Annotated in this window: 17 protein-coding genes; all 17 read right to left on the reverse strand. The window is 71.2% G+C overall.

Annotated features, from left to right (window positions below; all coding sequences use genetic code 11):
- Positions 1-27: 27 nt before the first annotated feature.
- A complete protein-coding gene (locus VFC33_01755; GenBank protein ID HZR11950.1) occupies positions 28-366 on the reverse strand; it encodes a hypothetical protein in 339 nt (112 codons plus the stop codon).
- Positions 367-385: 19 nt separating this feature from the next.
- Positions 386-1,609, reverse strand: coding sequence for a hypothetical protein (locus VFC33_01760; protein HZR11951.1), 1,224 nt, complete (start codon positions 1,607-1,609; stop codon positions 386-388).
- The gene (gene flhA, locus VFC33_01765; GenBank protein ID HZR11952.1) at positions 1,587-3,641 is read right to left on the reverse strand and encodes a flagellar biosynthesis protein FlhA; all 2,055 of its coding nucleotides are present in this window, start codon (positions 3,639-3,641) and stop codon (positions 1,587-1,589) included. The genes VFC33_01760 and flhA overlap by 23 nt, the downstream gene beginning before the upstream one ends.
- A gap of 180 nt (positions 3,642-3,821) precedes the next feature.
- Complete coding sequence (locus VFC33_01770; GenBank protein ID HZR11953.1) at positions 3,822-4,916, reverse strand: EscU/YscU/HrcU family type III secretion system export apparatus switch protein; 1,095 nt, start codon at positions 4,914-4,916, stop codon at positions 3,822-3,824.
- Between the two features lie 6 nt (positions 4,917-4,922).
- On the reverse strand, positions 4,923-5,675 hold the full coding sequence (locus VFC33_01775; protein HZR11954.1) for a flagellar biosynthetic protein FliR: 753 nt from the start codon (positions 5,673-5,675) through the stop codon (positions 4,923-4,925).
- A 7-nt stretch (positions 5,676-5,682) separates the two neighbouring features.
- Positions 5,683-5,955 (reverse strand): flagellar biosynthetic protein FliQ, encoded by a 273-nt coding sequence (locus tag VFC33_01780; GenBank protein ID HZR11955.1) that lies wholly within the window; start codon positions 5,953-5,955, stop codon positions 5,683-5,685.
- A 30-nt stretch (positions 5,956-5,985) separates the two neighbouring features.
- Positions 5,986-6,993, reverse strand: a complete 1,008-nt coding sequence (gene fliP / locus VFC33_01785) for a flagellar type III secretion system pore protein FliP (GenBank protein HZR11956.1) — start codon at positions 6,991-6,993, stop codon at positions 5,986-5,988.
- Positions 6,994-7,015: 22 nt separating this feature from the next.
- Positions 7,016-7,417 (reverse strand): flagellar biosynthetic protein FliO, encoded by a 402-nt coding sequence (locus VFC33_01790; protein HZR11957.1) that lies wholly within the window; start codon positions 7,415-7,417, stop codon positions 7,016-7,018.
- Positions 7,417-8,256 carry a flagellar motor switch protein FliN gene (gene fliN / locus VFC33_01795; GenBank protein HZR11958.1) on the reverse strand — a complete coding sequence of 280 codons (840 nt, stop codon included), beginning with the start codon at positions 8,254-8,256 and terminating at the stop codon, positions 7,417-7,419. Before fliN ends, VFC33_01790 begins: the two co-directional genes overlap by 1 nt.
- On the reverse strand, positions 8,253-9,194 hold the full coding sequence (gene fliM, locus VFC33_01800; protein ID HZR11959.1) for a flagellar motor switch protein FliM: 942 nt from the start codon (positions 9,192-9,194) through the stop codon (positions 8,253-8,255). Before fliM ends, fliN begins: the two co-directional genes overlap by 4 nt.
- A 119-nt stretch (positions 9,195-9,313) precedes the next feature.
- Positions 9,314-9,928 (reverse strand): flagellar basal body-associated FliL family protein, encoded by a 615-nt coding sequence (locus VFC33_01805; protein ID HZR11960.1) that lies wholly within the window; start codon positions 9,926-9,928, stop codon positions 9,314-9,316.
- A 21-nt stretch (positions 9,929-9,949) separates the two neighbouring features.
- A complete protein-coding gene (locus VFC33_01810; protein HZR11961.1) occupies positions 9,950-10,789 on the reverse strand; it encodes a flagellar motor protein MotB in 840 nt (279 codons plus the stop codon).
- 1 nt (position 10,790) lies between these two features.
- The gene (locus VFC33_01815; protein HZR11962.1) at positions 10,791-11,570 is read right to left on the reverse strand and encodes a flagellar motor protein; all 780 of its coding nucleotides are present in this window, start codon (positions 11,568-11,570) and stop codon (positions 10,791-10,793) included.
- A 1-nt stretch (position 11,571) separates the two neighbouring features.
- The gene (locus VFC33_01820; GenBank protein HZR11963.1) at positions 11,572-11,829 is read right to left on the reverse strand and encodes a flagellar FlbD family protein; all 258 of its coding nucleotides are present in this window, start codon (positions 11,827-11,829) and stop codon (positions 11,572-11,574) included.
- Positions 11,830-12,181: 352 nt separating this feature from the next.
- Complete coding sequence (locus VFC33_01825) at positions 12,182-13,675, reverse strand: flagellar hook-basal body complex protein (protein ID HZR11964.1); 1,494 nt, start codon at positions 13,673-13,675, stop codon at positions 12,182-12,184.
- Positions 13,676-13,761: 86 nt separating this feature from the next.
- Entirely contained in the window at positions 13,762-14,217 is a 456-nt protein-coding gene (locus tag VFC33_01830; protein ID HZR11965.1) for a flagellar hook capping FlgD N-terminal domain-containing protein, read from the reverse strand.
- Positions 14,214-15,659, reverse strand: a complete 1,446-nt coding sequence (locus tag VFC33_01835; GenBank protein HZR11966.1) for a flagellar hook-length control protein FliK — start codon at positions 15,657-15,659, stop codon at positions 14,214-14,216. The genes VFC33_01830 and VFC33_01835 overlap by 4 nt, the downstream gene beginning before the upstream one ends.
- Positions 15,660-15,745: the final 86 nt, after the last annotated feature.

A 15,745-nucleotide genomic window follows, 5' to 3' on the forward strand; every position in this document is an offset into this window, starting at 1 on the left:
GTGACCGGTCCCGCGGGACCGGCTGAGTCACTCCACCGGTGAGGGCTGGTGCTCGGCGAGCGTGACGGGCGCGGTGGGCGCCGGCGTCTCGGCGGCGCGAGCCGCGCGTTCGCGATCGAGCTGCTGGAGGCGCTCGGCGAGCGCCTCGGCGTCGCGCTGCGCCTCGGCCATCGCGTTCTGGCGGTGGTACGACAGCAACAACGCGTTGAACGCGCCGATCGCGACGTACGAGACGACGAGCGCGGCGAGGTACCAGAGTGCCGCGTCCGGGAGCTGCACGTTGCCGTTGAGCACGGCGAGCAACGTCGGCGTCCACAGCACCAGCGACGCGACGAGCGTCGTCGCGAACCGGGTCTCGGGCTTCACGGTCGCGCTCCCGCCACCGTCACGCCGCGAGGCGCGTCGCGAGGAGCTGGGCCCACCGCTCCGGCGTCGCGCGGCGCCCGTCGATGCGCGCGACCGGGATGCCGGTGTGGAGGATCGCCGCCGGTGAGACCGTCGCACGGATGTTCTCGAGCGCGATCGCGTCGAGCGCGCCGAGCTTGTCCGCCCACGCGGTGACGTCCTCGGGCTTGCGGGTCGCGTCGACGACGCCCCAGGCGAGCGTCGGCTCGATCGCGTCGAGCATGCCCCGCGTCCACCGCGCGTCGTCGGTCGCCTCGGTGTTGTCCACGGCGACCAGGGTCAGCCGGCCGCGACGCCACCATGCACGCCGGCGCTGCGCGGCCGAGTGCGCATCGGCGAGATGCAGCCACGGCGGCAGCCGGTCGTCGTTCGCCTGCGACGCGACGACGACCTCGTCGGGATCGACGGAGAGCTCGGCCGCGAGCTCCCGCGCGACGCGGACGCTCTCACCGTGGCGGCCGACGATCGCGACGACCGAGCCGGGTGCGGTCGGGATGTCGGGCGCGGCGGGCAGCGCCTGGAGGCGCCGTGCGAGCGCGTCCTGGATGTCGCGCGCGGACTCGGGCCGGGGCACCAGCGCGGGCGGCAGGCCGAGCCGCACGAGCGGCGACCGCTCGCCCGCCACGCGCGCCGGGAGCGCCGGCGCAGGAGCGGCAGCAGGCGCGGATGGCGTCTCGCGCTCGCGCGCCTCACGGGCCTCGACGTCCTCGAGGCTCGGCCACTCGTGCGTCCGCGGGGCCTGTGCCGCGAGCGCGACGGGCTCCGGCTCCGCGTACGCGCCGCGCGCGTCACCGTTGGTGCGGCGCAGCACCGTGGGGCGTGCCGCGACCGCAGGCGGGTCGTCGGGATCGGGATCGTCGTCCTCGATCGTCTCGCGCGCGAGCCGGTCGAGGATCTCGGCGAACGACGCGGTCTCGGTCGACACCGCGGGACCTTCGGCGTCGCCGCCCGCCGGCTCGTCGTCGACCGGACGGTCGGCGTGCGCCATGCGGATCGTCGGCGCCTCGACCGGTGCCGCAGCGGTGCCGCGCGTCACGCCGGGCTCCGCGACGATCTCGTACGTCTCGCGCGCGAAGAAGCCGCCGAGGCCGCCCTTGCGCACCCTGTTGGCCTCGACGATCTGCGCGTCGGGACCGACCTCCTTGTGGACCTGGTCGAGGAGCGCCTCGACGTCGGTCCCCTCAAACCGTCGCCGGCTGGGCAAGGTTCACCACCCCTTGGGTCTCGAGCTGCAGCTGCGGGCCGAGCTCCGCGTACGACAGCACCGGCAGTCGTGGTGCCGCGGTGTGGACGATCCGCCGCAACGGCGAGCGGATGCGCGCCGCGCACACGAGCACCGGCTGATGGCCGGCCTGCTCCGCCTTCTCCGCCTCGGCCGCGACGGACAGCGACAGCTGCTCCGCGGTCTGCGGGTCGAGGGCGAGGAAGCTTCCCGCGTCGCCGACGCGCAGCGTCTCGAGCAGCGCGTGCTCGGTGAGCGGCTCGAACGAGATGACGGGCAGCTTCCCGTCGGGCGCGTACGACGCGGAGATCGCGGGCCCGAGGGCCTGGCGCACCGCCTCGACGAGCGCCTCGACGTCCTTCGTCGAGCGCGCACGCTCCGACACGACCTCGCAGATGCGCACGAGATCGCGGATCGCGACGCCCTCGTCGAGCAGCTCCTGCAGGACGCGCTGCATCTCGCCGAGCGTGACGTTCGCGGCGTTGAGGTCGTCGGCGACGACGGGGTCGCTCGCGCGGACCATGTCCATCAGCGTCTTCACGTCCTGCCGGCTGAGCAGGCGGCCGGCGTAGCGGCGCGCGATCTCGGCGAGGTGCGTCGTTACGACGGACGCGCGGTCGACGACCGTCGCGCCCGCCATCTCGGCCTGGTGACGGAACTCCATCGGCAGCCACACCGCGGGCAGGCCGAACACCGGCTCACGCGTGCGCGTCCCGGGCAACGCCGACAGGTCGTCGCCGATGACGAGCACCGTTCCGGGCGGCGCCTCGCCGCGCGCGAGCTCGACACCGTGCACCTTGATCGCGTACGTGTGCGACGGGAGGTCGAGGTTGTCGCGCGTCCGCACGAGCGGCATCACGAACCCGAGCTCCTTCGCGATCTTGCGGCGAAGCGCCTTCACGCGGTCCAGCAGGTCACCGTCGCGCGCGGGGTCGACGAGGTCGACGAGGTCCACCGCAAGCTCGAGCTCGAGCGGTTCGACGCGCATGTCGATCGCGAGCGCCTCCGGCGAATCGGGCGCGGGCTCGGGCGGCCCGGCCTCGAGCGCGGGCACCTCGTCGGCGAGAGCCGGGCGGGCGTCCGTCTTCACGCGGCTCGCGATCAACAGGACGATCGCGCCGATGACGAGGAACGGCACCTTGGGGAGCCCCGGCACCATCGCGATGAGGCACACGACCGCGCCGGCGATCTGCAGCACGCGCTTGTGCATCGTGAACTGGCGCAGCAGGTCCGTACCGAGGTCGTCCTCGGTCGCGGCGCGGGTCACGATCAGACCGGCGGACATGGAGACGAGGAGCGCGGGGATCTGCGAGACGAGACCCTCGCCGATCGTGAGCAGGCTGTACGTGTTGATCGCCTGCGTGATGTCCATGTGCTTCTGCACGATGCCGACGGCGAGACCGCCGACCAGGTTGATGAGGACGATGACGATCGCCGCGATCGCGTCGCCCTTCACGAACTTCGACGCGCCGTCCATCGCGCCGTAGAAGTCGGCCTCCTCGGCGACCTCCTTGCGACGCTGCTTCGCCTGCTCCTCGGTGATGATCCCGGCGTTGAGGTCGGCGTCGATCGCCATCTGCTTGCCGGGCATCGCGTCGAGCGTGAAGCGCGCGCCGACCTCGGCGACGCGCCCCGCACCGTTCGTGATCACGACGAACTGGATCACGATGAGGATGAGGAAGATGACGAGACCGACGATGACCGAGCCGCCGACCACGAAGTGGCCGAAGCTCTCGATGACACTGCCCGCCGCGCCGTGCAGGAGGATCAGGCGCGTCGCGGCGATGTTGAGCGCGAGACGGGCGAGCGTCGCGATCAGCAGGTAGGACGGGAAGATCGAGAAGTCGAGCGCCCGCCGCACGAACATGCTCGACAGCAGCGTGAGCAGACCCGCGGTGATGTTGCAGACGAGCAGGAAGTCGAGCAGCGCCGGCGGCAGCGGCACCACCATCATGACCACGACGCCCACGATGGCGAACGGGATCGCCACCTGGCCGATGCGGTTGGGCTTCACGGGACCTCGCGGATCGCTGGCCCGTCCGTGGTGGGTCGACGCGGTCGGCCGTCCTGGTCCGACCGGTGTCTCATCGACCGCTGCCCGGTCGAGTTGAGGCGGGCCCCGTCACACCGCCCATGTGCCGCGTTGGGTCACTTTGTCGGCGCAGCGCCGACAACACGACCCAACGGGGTGAGGTCAGAGGGCTGCGCCGGCCGCGACGTTGGGACGGTGGACGCCGCCGCGGACGCCCCGGCGCTTGAGGCCGAAGACGAACGCCAGGACCCGGGCGACCGCCTCGAACAGCTCGGCCGGGATGTGGGTGTCGAGGTCGCACGCCCGGAACAGCGTCCGGGTGAGCGGCGGGTCCTCGACGATGGGCACGTCGTGCTTCTCGGCCTCGGTCCGGATCCCGAGCGCGATCGCGCCCGCGCCCTTGGCGACGACCTTCGGCGCGCCCTTGTCGGGCTCGTAGCGCAGCGCGACCGCGTAGTGGGTCGGGTTCACGAGCACGACGTCCGAGTGCGCGACCGCGGAGATCATGCGGTTGCGCGACACCGCCATCTGCTTCGAGCGGATCGCCTGGCGCAGCATCGGGTCGCCCTCGGACTGGCGGAACTCGTCCTTGACCTCCTGCTTGGTCATGCGCAGCTCGCCCGCGATCCGGCGGCGCTGGACCATGTAGTCGGCCGCCGCGATCACGAGACCGGCGACCGCGGTGTCGCGCACGAACGTCAGCGCGCCGTCGCCCGCGATCTTCAACAGCGCGCTCAACGAGCCCGACTGGTCGACGAGCTGGTGGGCCGTCGAGCTGAGGACGGGCCACCCGACCGCCGCGAGCACCGCGAACTTCAGGAACGTCTTCGCCGTCTCCCACGCGGTGCGCGCCGACAGCATGTTCTTCAGGCCCTTGAACGGGTTGAGCCGCTTCACGTCCGGCTTGAGCCGCTTGGCGGAGGGCTTCAGCCCGACCTGGGCGAGGTTCAGCACGACGCCCGCGCCCATCAGCCCGAGCGCCAGCGGTGCGACGACCGTGAGCGCGGCCTTCATCCCGTCGCCCAGGACGCGCGTGGCGGCACCCGTGTCCGGACGCTGGATGACGCCGGCGATCTCGCTCCACAGCGCGGTGAGCTGCTCGTTGCCGGTGCGGATCGTCGCCTGCAGCAGCGTCGAGGTGACGAGGACGCTGGCCCACGCGGCGAGCTCGGGCGTCTTGGCGATCTGCCCCTTCTCGCGCGCCTCCTTCTTCCGCTTGGCGGTGGGCGCCTCGGTCTTGGAGCTCTTGTCGGGCACGAGCGATCAGTGCGCGGTCGTGCCGGAGAGGACGTGGCCGACGAGGTTGCTCATCGCCGGCGCGACGAGCGGGATGGCCGCGCCGACGAGCATCAGGGCGACGATGATCCGGAACCCGAACGCGAAGTTCATGATGTTCATCTGCGGCGCCGCCCGTGCGAGCAGGCCCAGCGCGACCTCCGCGAGGAACAGCACCCCGAGCACCGGGGCTGCGACCTCGATCGCGGCGACGAGGAACAGGCTGACGTCGTGGGTGAGCAGACGGCTGAAGTCGCCGAGCTGCAGCCCGCTCGTCGGCACCGCCTGGAACGACGTCAGGAAGCCCTTGACGAGCAGCAGGTGCGCGTCGGTGACGAACAGCAGCGTCGTCGCGAGCAGCTGGTAGAAGCGTCCGAACACGGCGACGTTCGCCGCGCTCAACGGGTCGTAGATCTGCGCGATCGAGAAGCCCGCGAACATGTCGACGAGCGAGCCGGCGGCCTGCACCGCGGCGAACAGCAGCATCGTCACGAAGCCGAGCCCGAGGCCGACGAGGACCTGCGTCAGCAGCGCCCCGATGAACCCGCCCGTGTCGAGCGGTACCGACGCGCTCGTCACACCTGGCGCGGCCGCGAGCGCGAGCGCCGCGGCGAACCCGAACTTCACCCGACCCGGGATGCCCCGCGTGCTGAACGGCGGTGCCACGAACACCCACGCAGTCGCGCGCACGAGCCCGAGCACGAACGCGGTGACCTGGACGGGGTCGATCGTGAACGTCACGGTGACGTCAACCGCTGATGAGCTGGGGCAGCTGGTGGAAGAGCTGGATCGTGAACGTGACGAGCTCGTGCAGCATCCAGCTCCCGGAGACGACGAGCACGATCGCGACGCCGGCGAGCTTCGGCACGAACGTCAGCGTGACCTCCTGCACCTGCGTCGCCGACTGGATCAACGAGATGAACAGACCGAGGCCCATCGTGACGAGCAGGATCGGCGCGAGCAGCTTCACGCTCAGCTCGATCGCCTGCAGCGCGATGTGCAGGACGGCGCTGTCGGTCATCGGGTACCTCCGGGCATCACGGCGCGCGCGTCAGTGGAAGCTCGTGATGAGCGACTTCACGATGAGCGCCCATCCGTCCACCATCACGAACAGCAGCAACTTGAACGGCAACGACACGAGGACGGGCGGGAGCATGAACATGCCCATCGACATCAGCGAGGAGCTCACGACGAGGTCGATCACGAGGAACGGGATGAAGATGACGAACCCGATGATGAACGCCGTCTTCAGCTCGCTGAGCACGAACGCGGGCACGAGCGTCGCCATGCTCACGTCCTTCGGCGTCGCGGGCTTCTTCTCCTTGCTCGCGCTGATGAAGAGGTTCAGCTCGCTCTTGTGCGTCTGCTTGAGCATGAACGTCTTCAGCGGAGCGGTCGCCTTGTCGTAGGCGACCTTCTGCGAGATCTCACCCTTGAGGAACGGCTGCAACGCGTCCTTGTTCATCGTGGACAGCGTCGGGAACATCACGAACAGGCTGAGGAACAGCGCGAGGCCGATCACCACCTGGTTGGGCGGGACGGTCTGCAGCCCGAGCGCGTTGCGGGTGAGCGACAGCACGATCACGATGCGCGTGAAGCTCGTCAGCATGAGGATCAGCGCGGGCGCGACCGCGAGCAGGCTCAGCAGGAGGATGATGACGACGCTCTGACCCGGCTTGCTGCTCGTGCCGTTCGCGTTCGTGCCGTTGCTGTTGCCGGTCAGGTTGCCGAGGTCGATCGTGATCGACCCCTTGTTGCTGCCCGAGTTGCTGCTGGAGTTGCTGCTCGAGTCGCTGCCCGGCGTGGGCGTCGGCGGTGTGGGCGGCGCCGGGACCGTGGGCGGCGTGATGTCCGCAGGACGCGACGCGGTCAGACCGGCGACGACCACCTTTCGCACGTCCTCGTGACGCGCGGGCTGCACGCCGTCGTGTCCACCGCGGTTCGCGACGACGAGCACGCCGCCGACCGCGAGCAGCACGACCGCGAGCACGATCGCGACGACGAGACGACGGAACGACCGCTCGACGCTCAGTTCGGGAATGGGACTCGAGACCGGCATGACCCCGACGGGGACGGGCCGCTCAACGACGACGGACGGTTCGCTCCCGCATCGTGTCGAGCAGCGTCTTCCATGCCGTGCCGGGGGCCTGGGGCCCGCCGGCGAGCGCCGTCCTGGGCGCTTCCTGTTCCTCGGTCTCCTCGGCCTCGACCGCGTCCGCGTCCAGCTCTCCGAGCAGGTTCACGGCGCTCTCCGTCACGCCGACCACGAGGTGCTTGCCGGGCACGCGCACGATGGCGATCGCGGCGTTCCGGCTCAGCCCGCGGCGCGCGACGACGTCGACGAGGACGCGCTTGCCGGGCCGACCGCCACTGGCCAGCCCGACGCCGCGCCGGCGCAGCACCGCGCCGGCGAAGACCATGATCCCGATGACGACCGCCAGCGAGACGAAGAGTCGGAGGAGCAGCGAGACGGTCGAGCCCATCAACGCTTGCCGTCGACGCCGACGATCTCCGAGATGCGAATCCCGAACTCCTCGTCGACGACGACGACTTCCCCCCTTGCGATGAGCGTGCCGTTGACCAGCACGTCGACCGGCGAGCCCGCCGCGCGGTCGAGCTCGATCACGGCACCGGGCGTGATCGAGAGCAGGTCGCGCACCGGCATGCGCGTGCGGCCGAGCTCGACGGTGACGCCGAGCTCGACGTCGCTGAGCAGCTCGAGCGCGTGGCCGCCGACCGCGGCGATCGCCCCGTTCGAGGCCGCGGCACCGCCGTCGAGCGGCGCGAACTCGTGACGGACGACATCGTCGCCCTCACCGACGATCTGCAGGTTCGGCCCGGTCGCCTCGCCGGGCGCGGGCGCGTCGGGCCCGATGCGCACGACCAGCGTCGCGAGGCGCTCGCTCCCCTCGAGCAGCGCGACGAGCGCGACATCGTTGCCCTCGGCTCCGGCGAGCGTCTCGGGCGGGATCTCGACGAGCGCGGCGGCCGAGACGGACACGCCACTCGCCTGCTCGAGCGTCGCGAGCGCGGCCCGCATCGCCGGCTCGACGAGCGCGATCACGTCGCCGCCCGGGTTCACGCGGTCGAGCTCGGCCGCGAGACGGGGCGAGACACCGAGCGCGATGTAGCCGGGCTCCGGGCCGTCGAGCACGACGGCGACGACGCGCGCGTCGGGCGTCGGGAGCAGCTCGTCGTTCGTCGACGCGCGCTGCGGCTGGCCGACGCTGAACAGGATGTCGCCGTCGAGCGCCTGCTCGAGCACGCTGGCGGCGTCGATCGCAGCTTGGTTGTCACGCGAGATCGCGGTGATGACGCTCATTCGTCGGTGTCCTCGAGTGTGTTGACGACGAGGCAGGCGAGCCGCTTGCCCTTCCGGCCGCTCACCGCCGCGAAGCACGGCACGTCGCCGACGGTGACCACGAGGGGCTCGCTCACCGCGTGGTGCAGCGGCACCACGTCGCCGACCTGGAGGTCGACGATGTCGGCCGAGGTGAGGCTCACGGGACGGAACTTCACGTGCACGTCGACGGGCACGCCGCGCATCGACTCCTGCAGCTGCTGCACGTAGACGTGCGGGTCGGTCGCGTCGCGGCCGGAGAACATCGACTGCGTCTCGAACGACTCGAGCACCGGCTGCAGCGAGTCGAACGGGATGCACAGCGTCATGCCGGCGCGCTGCTCGGCGATCTTCACCTCGAACGACATGACGATCGACATGTCGGTCGGTGCGGCGATCTGCGCGAACTGCGGGTTCGACTCGAGCTGCACGATCCGCGACTCGATCCGCACCAGCGACTCGAACGCGTAGTCGAGCTCGCGCAGCGCACGCTCGAGGACGCCGCGCATGAGGCTCGCCTCGATCTCCGTGAGCGGACGCGGCTTGATGCCCGCGTCGCCCGTCCCGCCGAGCATCCGGTCGACGGCGGCGAGCGCGGTCGGCAGCTCCATCGTGAGGATCGAGGCGCCCGGCAGCGGGTTGAGCGAGAGGATCACGATGTGCGACGGGTTCGGGAGCGACCCGATGTACTCGTCGTAGGTGAGCTGGTCGACGGCGTTGAACGTCACCGTCGACACCGCGCGCAGTGTCGTCGCGAGGACCGTCGAGAACTGGCGCGCGAACGTCTCGCTGACGATCTGCAGCGCGCGCACGTGGTCGCGACTGAACTTGTTCGGGCGGCGGAAGTCGTACGGCTGCGGCGGACCGCCGTGGCGGCCGGCCGACCTCGACGAATTGACCACAGGGGTGGTTGACGCCACGGATGCACCATCGGCACCCCCGCGGCCGACCTGAGGGAAGTCCGAGCCGCCCGCGTTGGTACACAAGTCGCGCCTCTGACCGCGAGTTGTGTACCAACCGGTGGGGGAGCGCGGGACCGCTACTGCATCACGAATTCCGTGAAGTAGACGCCGAGGACCTTGTTCTCGTAGGCGGCCGCGACCTGCTGGGACAGCTGGGTCTGGATCTCGTCGCGGTTCTTGACCGAGATGAGGTCGTTGTAGCCCTTGCTGCCGAGCAGCTTGATGGCGAGGTCGAGGGCCTTGGCGCCGCCGTCGTCGGTGGTGAACGTCTTCAGGTCCGTGGTCGCGGCGAGCTGCAGCCCGAGGCCGACCTTCAGGTAGCGGCCGTCGGCCAGGTTGATCGTCGTCGAGTCGAGCTTCAGCACCGAGCCCGGCGGCGGCGGCGCCGGGATGCAGACCGTCGTCGTCGTGGTCGCCACCCCGGCGGCACCGGCCGCGGCGGGTGCCGCGGGCGCGGCGGTGGTCGGGGGCGCGGTGGCGACCGTCGCCGCTGCGGGGACGGCGCCCGCGACGCCGGCCGTCGCGCCGGCCGCGGCCGTGCCCGGCGCGGCGCACGCGGCCTTGCTCTTCGGGGCCAGGATCGTGAACTTCGCGCCGGCGGCCGCGACGAGCACCACGGCGACGATCACGATCAGCTTCTTCTTGCTCTTCTTGCCGCCGGCCTCGGCGGCGTCGTCCTTCTTCTTGGCCATGGCTCGCAGCTCCGTGTCGGGTCAGGGCGTGGTGACGGGGGTGTCCGTCGTCGCGGCCGAGACGTTCGGTGCGACGACGACGATCTCGACGCGCCGGTTGACGGCCCGGCTCGCGTCGTCGGTGTTGGGGACGAGGGGACGCTGGTCGGCGTAGCCCGCGGCCGACAGCCGGGCCGGGTTCAGGCCCTTCACGTCGACGAGGTACCGCAGCACGGTCGTGGCGCGGGCGGTCGACAGCTCCCAGTTCGACGGGAAGGCGGGCGTCGCGATCGGCCGGTCGTCGGTGTGGCCCTCGACCGAGAGCGGCTCGGGCAGGGTGGCGAGCGCGGGCGCGAGCTGGTCGAGGACGCGCTGGCCCTCGGGGCGCAGCGCGGCCGAGCCGCTGTCGAAGAGCACGCCGTCGGTGACGATGTTGATGACGAGGCCGCGCGGGTCGAGACGGAACTTGACCGAGTTGCCGAGGCCCGCGGCCTGGAGGCGCTGCTCGATCTCGCTCTGCGTCTCGAGGAGCGTCTTGCGCTGCTCGGCGGCGGCTTTCTGCGCGTCCTGCTGTGACTGCAGGGCCTGTGCGGCTGCGTCGCGCTGGCTCGCGCTCATGCCGTCGAAGAAGCCGTTGCCACCCTGGATCGGTGTCGAGCCGCCCGCGGGCAGCACCGCGGACGCCTCCGTCCCGCCGCCGCCGAGCGCCTTGTTCAGCGAGTGGGCGAACTTCTGGAACTTGGCGAGGTCGATGCTCGACATCGCGAAGAGCACGATGAACAGCGCGGCGAGCAGGGTGATCATGTCGGCGTACGACACGAGCCACCGCTCGTGGTTCTCGTGCTCCTCCTCTTCCTCGTGCTTGCGACGACGGCCGGCCATGTCACGCCGCCCGTTCGGCCTCGAGCGCCTCGCGCTCCTTGTCGGGCAGGAACGAGAGCAGCTTCTGCTCGATCACGCGGGGGTTCGACCCGGCTTGGATCGACAGGATCCCCTCGAGCACGAGCTCCATGTGCTGGGCCTCGGCCTCCGCGATCCGCTTGAGCTTGTTGGACAGCGGCAGGTAGATCGCGTTCGCGAAGAGGACGCCGTAGAACGTCGCGACGAACGCGCCGGCGATGCCCTCACCCGCGGACGCGGGGTCGGACAGGTTGCCGAGCACGTGCATCAGGCCCATGACCGCGCCGACGATGCCGAGCGTGGGCGAGAAACCGCCCATGTCCGCGAAGAACTTCGCGGGCACCTTGCTGTGCGCCTTCTTCGACGCGACCTCGGCCTCGAGGATCTCGCGCAGCTCCTCCGGGTCGGTGCCGTCGACCGCGAGCATGATCCCCTTCTTGAGGAAGGGGTCCTCGATCGTCTTCGCGCCCTCCTCGAGCGCGAGGAGACCTTCCTTGCGGGCACGTTCGGCGAACTCGACGACGAGCTCGATGGAGCCCGCGGCCGACTCGACCTTGCCCGTGAAGGCCTGCTTCAGCCCGCCGACGATCGACGAGATGTCGGCCTTCGTGTAACCCGCGAGCGCGACGAGGAAGCTCGGGATCACGACGATCATGAACGCGGGGATGCCGATCAGCGCCCCGGGCTGCGCGCCCTCCATGATCCCGCCGACGAGGACGAGGAGGATGCCGCCGACGACGCCGACGAGGGTCAGCGGGTCCACGTCAGTCCTCCGGGTCGAGCGTCGGCACCACGCGCAGCGCTGGCACGGGCGGCGCGGGCGTCTCGGCGGCCTGGACGAGAGCGACGATCGACGCGCGGTAGTCGCGCACGCGGGCCACGACCTCGGCCACGCCCTCCTCGACGACGTACTTCGTGCCGTCGACGAGCGTGATCACCGTGTCGGGGGTCCCCTCGACACGTTCGATGAGGTCGCAATTGAGCGCGAACGGCGGCCCGTTCAGCCTCGTCAGCGTGATCATCGTTCTCCGTCCCTGGAAACGCCTGCGGCCCGGTCCGTGGCCGTGTCTGAACCATCGGCCCGCGACGGCGGGAGATGAGGAGTCCCAAACCGGACGGTGCGGACGAAGCCGGGCCGTGCCCGGAGGGCGGGACGGCCCGGCCCGAGGGAGCCATGGACCAGTGCGGACGGAGCCGGGCCGTGCCCGGAGGGCGGGACGGCCCGGCCCGAGGGAGCCATGGACAAGTGCGGACGGAGCCGGGCCGTGCCCGGAGGGCGGGACGGCCCGGCCCGAGGGAGCCATGGACATCGACAGGCCGGACACGCGTTGACGCGTGCCCGGCCCGTCCGTTGATCAGGAGGTCGTCAGGTGCTTACTGCTTCAGGTTGACGAGGTCCTGGAGCATCTGGTCCGAGGTCGTGATGACCTTGGCGTTCGCCTGGAAGCCGCGCTGGGCGACGATCAGCTCGGTGAACTCCTGGGCGAGGTCCACGTTGCTCATCTCGAGCGTGCCCGACGACAGCGTCCCCCGGCCGCCCGAGCCGGCCGTGCCGACCTGGGGCAGGCCGGAGTCGCTCGACTGGCGGTACATGGAGTCGCCGGCCTTCTCGAGACCCGCCGGGTTGGTGAAGCTCGCGAGCGCGATCTGCCCGAGGGCCTGGCTCCGGCCGTTCGAGAACACGCCCGTGACGACACCGTCGTTCGAGATCGAGAACGACTGCAGCGAGCCGATCGCCGAGCCGTCCTGCGACAGCGCCGCGAAGCTGTTCGAGCCGGCGAACTGGACCAGCGCGTCCGGCGCACCGGCCGTGCCGACGCCGATCGCGACGGGCGCGGTGAAGTTCGTGCCCATCGCTGCGTTCATCGCCGCGGTGAACGTGATTGGGGGCAGCGCGATGTTCGCGTTCTTCGGCATGCCGGTGTTCGGGTCGAACACGAGCGACGGCAGCGTGCCGTAGAGGTTGACGGGCGGGTTCGCCGGGTTGGCGTCGGGCGCGGTCGCCGACACGTCCCACACGTTGCCGTCCGTCGCGATCGCGGTCTGCACACCGGTCGCGGTGGCGGTCGCCGCGTTCGACAGCGTGACCGTCGTGCCGTTCGTGACCGACGCGATCGTCGTGCCGGCCGGGATGCCCGCACCGGTGATCGCCTTGCCGACGTCCGCTGCGGTGAAGTTCGCCGTCGCGGACGTGAGCGTCGTGCTGCCGTTCGTCGTCGAGCCGTCGAGGACCGTGCGGTTGGCCGCCTTCGTCAGCGTCAACGTGATCTTCACGGCCTTGCCCTGCGCGTCGTACACGGTGATGCCGGTGTTCAGCGCGGTGCCCGTCGTGGCGTCGGCCGGCAGGTTGCCGCCGAGCGTCATGTTCTGGGTCTCGGTCGGCGGGAGCGTCTGGCCGAGCGGCATGCGGATGTCGGTCGTCGGCGCGTTCGTCGCGATCGCCCCGTTGTTGGCGAGCCAGCCCTGCACGATGCTGCCGTCGGGCGTCGTGAGCGCGCCGTTCGCGTCGAACGAGAACGCGCCGAGCCGCGTGAACAGCATCTGCGCGCCGTTGCGCACCTCGAAGAACCCGTCGCCCTGGATCGACAGGTCGGTGGAACGACCGGTGAGCTGCGACGCGCCCTGCGCGAAGTTCGTCGTGATCGAACCGACCTTCACGCCGAGGCCGACCTGCGCGGGGTTCGTGCCGCCGAGGCCGTTCTGCGGCGCGCCCGCGCCGGTGAGCAGCTGGCTGAGCAGGTCCTGGAACACGACGCTGCTCGACTTGTAGCCGGCCGTGTTGACGTTCGCGATGTCGTTGCCGATCACGTCCATCAACGTCTGGCTGGCACGGAGTCCGGACACGCCGGAGAACATGGAACGAAGCATTTGGGGGAGTGCTCCTTGCTCGTGGTGGGGTGAGAGAGAGAGGGGGTCGGGCGGTCGTGCGCGGGGTGCGCCGGCCGCGGGGCGGGCTACGTCTTGTTCACCTCCGTGACCGAGGACATCGGGATGTCGCTCCCGGTGCTCAGCGTGAGCGACGGCGGATTCGCGTTCGTCGGGTCGAACTTCACGGCGGTGACGGTGGCCGAGGTCGACGTGCCGTTGTCGTTGTACGTGACCGTCTTGCCGACGAGCGCGCTCGCCATGACCATCTGGTTCGCGTTCGTCTGCTGCTGCACGGTCGTGGTCAGGTTCTGCAGCTGCTCGAGCACGCTGAACTGCGCGGACTGCGACATGAACTGCGTCGGGTCGGTCGGCTCGAGCGGGTTCTGGTACTGGAGCTCGGCGACGAGCAGCTTCAGGAACGTGTCCTTGCCGAACTGGTCGGGCCGGTTGATCTGGGGCGGCTGGTTCGTGCCCGCGTACGGGTTCGTCGTGAGCGACGGGTCGATCGCGGTCATGTCGTGGTCCTCCTCGTTCCTCGTCACACGCGCACGTCGACGAGCGCGTCGCTCGACGTGGGCGCGTAGGCGGGTCCTGTCGTCGCGACGTCCGTGACGTCGTCGGTGCCGGAGCGGCTCGTCGTGCCGTCGCGATTCGCCGCGTTCGCGGTGTCGCGCTCCGCCGCGTCGGCACTGCCGTGCCTCGCGGCGTCACCGTTGCTGACGACCACGCCGCCCGTGCGCAGGCCGGCCGACTGCAGCCCGTCGCGCAGGTCGTGCAGCGCGTCGCGCAGGAGCGCGCTCGTCGACGCGTGGTCGGCCTGCAGGTGCAGGTTGACCTCCCCGCGCTCGAGCCGTACCTCGACCTGGACGCGACCGAGGTCGGCCGGGTGGAGATCGACGGTGATGCGGTACGACCCGTCGGGCTGGTCGCGCAACGGCTCGACGACCGAGACGAGCTGCGCGACCGGTGTCGTCACCACCGGGTTGGGCGGTGCCGCGGGCGCGGGTGGTGCGGCGACCTGGGTCGGGTTCGCGGTCGGCTGCGGCGTCGCGATCGCAGGTGTCTGCGCGACGGTCGGGTTCGACGGTTGCGCGGCGTGCGACGGCGCGGGCGCGGGTGCTGTGCTGCTGTCGTGGCCCGAGGCCGTCGACGTCGCAGTCGCCGTGGCCGTGGCGGTGGTGGCCGACGACGGGCGCGCGCCGGGAGCATCGTCGTGGGTGCCGTCGTGCGGTCCGCCGTCCGACGTCGTGGGTGACACCGGTTGCGCAGTGGCCGCGGCCGCTGTCGTGCTCGTGGCCGTGGTCGGGGTGGGTGCGGCCGTGGTGGTCCCGCGTGCGCTCGCCGGGCTCGGCCCGGCCTGCGGCGTAGGGTCGTCGTCCGGCGCGACCGTGCTCGCGTCCGTGGCGGCGCCGTTCGCCGTTCCGATGTGGCCGGAGGCGGGGTCCGCGGTCGCGGCTCCGATCGGCGCGGCGGTGGGCGCCGCCGGGGGCGCGACGTCGTCGCGCGGCAGCGTCGCGGGGGCGGGCTGCGTCGCCGCCGACGTGACCGGGGTGGGCGCGGCCGGGTCGCCCGCAGCGAGGTTCGCGTCGACGCGTGTCGTCGCGGCCGCTGTCGCGGCGTTCGGCGAACCCGGCGCGTCGGCTCCCACCCGGTCGGGTGCGGCCACCGGTGTGACCGACGCTGCGACCGGTGCGTCCGTCTGCTGCTCGTTCGTTGCCGGCAGGGGCGCCGGAGCAGAGTTCGGGTCGTTGCCGCCTGGCGCGGTCGCCGCGTGCGTGCTCGCGCCGGGGGTCGCGCCGGCGGCCCCTCTCGCCGGCGGCGGGGACGTCGGCGTCGCCGGCTGCGACGACTGCGGCGTGAGGCCGGCGAGCACCGCGAGGAACTGCGCGCCCGCGCTCGGGCCGGCACCGTTCATGGTGTCGTCGTCGCCGCGGCTGACGCGCGTCGTGGGTGTCGTCGGCGCGTCCGCCGTCGTGATCCTCATCGTCATCCTCCGATCGCGGACCCGGCCGACGGCAGGATGCGGCGGATCGCGGTGATGTTCTGCGGGAGCGGCGCGAGCTTCACGAC

The sequence above is a fragment of the Acidimicrobiia bacterium genome (assembly GCA_035651955.1).
GTDB lineage: Bacteria > Actinomycetota > Acidimicrobiia > IMCC26256 > JAMXLJ01 > JAMXLJ01.

Coding starts and splice junctions, on each gene's coding strand:
- VFC33_01780 (HZR11955.1), bottom strand. CDS start 5,955: ATGACCGACAGCGCCGTCCTGCACATCGCGCTGCAGGCGATCGAGCTG.
- VFC33_01835 (HZR11966.1), bottom strand. CDS start 15,659: ATGAGGATCACGACGGCGGACGCGCCGACGACACCCACGACGCGCGTC.
- VFC33_01825 (HZR11964.1), bottom strand. CDS start 13,675: ATGCTTCGTTCCATGTTCTCCGGCGTGTCCGGACTCCGTGCCAGCCAG.
- VFC33_01790 (HZR11957.1), bottom strand. CDS start 7,417: ATGGGCTCGACCGTCTCGCTGCTCCTCCGACTCTTCGTCTCGCTGGCG.
- VFC33_01820 (HZR11963.1), bottom strand. CDS start 11,829: ATGATCACGCTGACGAGGCTGAACGGGCCGCCGTTCGCGCTCAATTGC.
- fliP (HZR11956.1), bottom strand. CDS start 6,993: ATGCCGGTCTCGAGTCCCATTCCCGAACTGAGCGTCGAGCGGTCGTTC.
- VFC33_01805 (HZR11960.1), bottom strand. CDS start 9,928: ATGGCCAAGAAGAAGGACGACGCCGCCGAGGCCGGCGGCAAGAAGAGC.
- fliN (HZR11958.1), bottom strand. CDS start 8,256: ATGAGCGTCATCACCGCGATCTCGCGTGACAACCAAGCTGCGATCGAC.
- VFC33_01810 (HZR11961.1), bottom strand. CDS start 10,789: ATGGCCGGCCGTCGTCGCAAGCACGAGGAAGAGGAGGAGCACGAGAAC.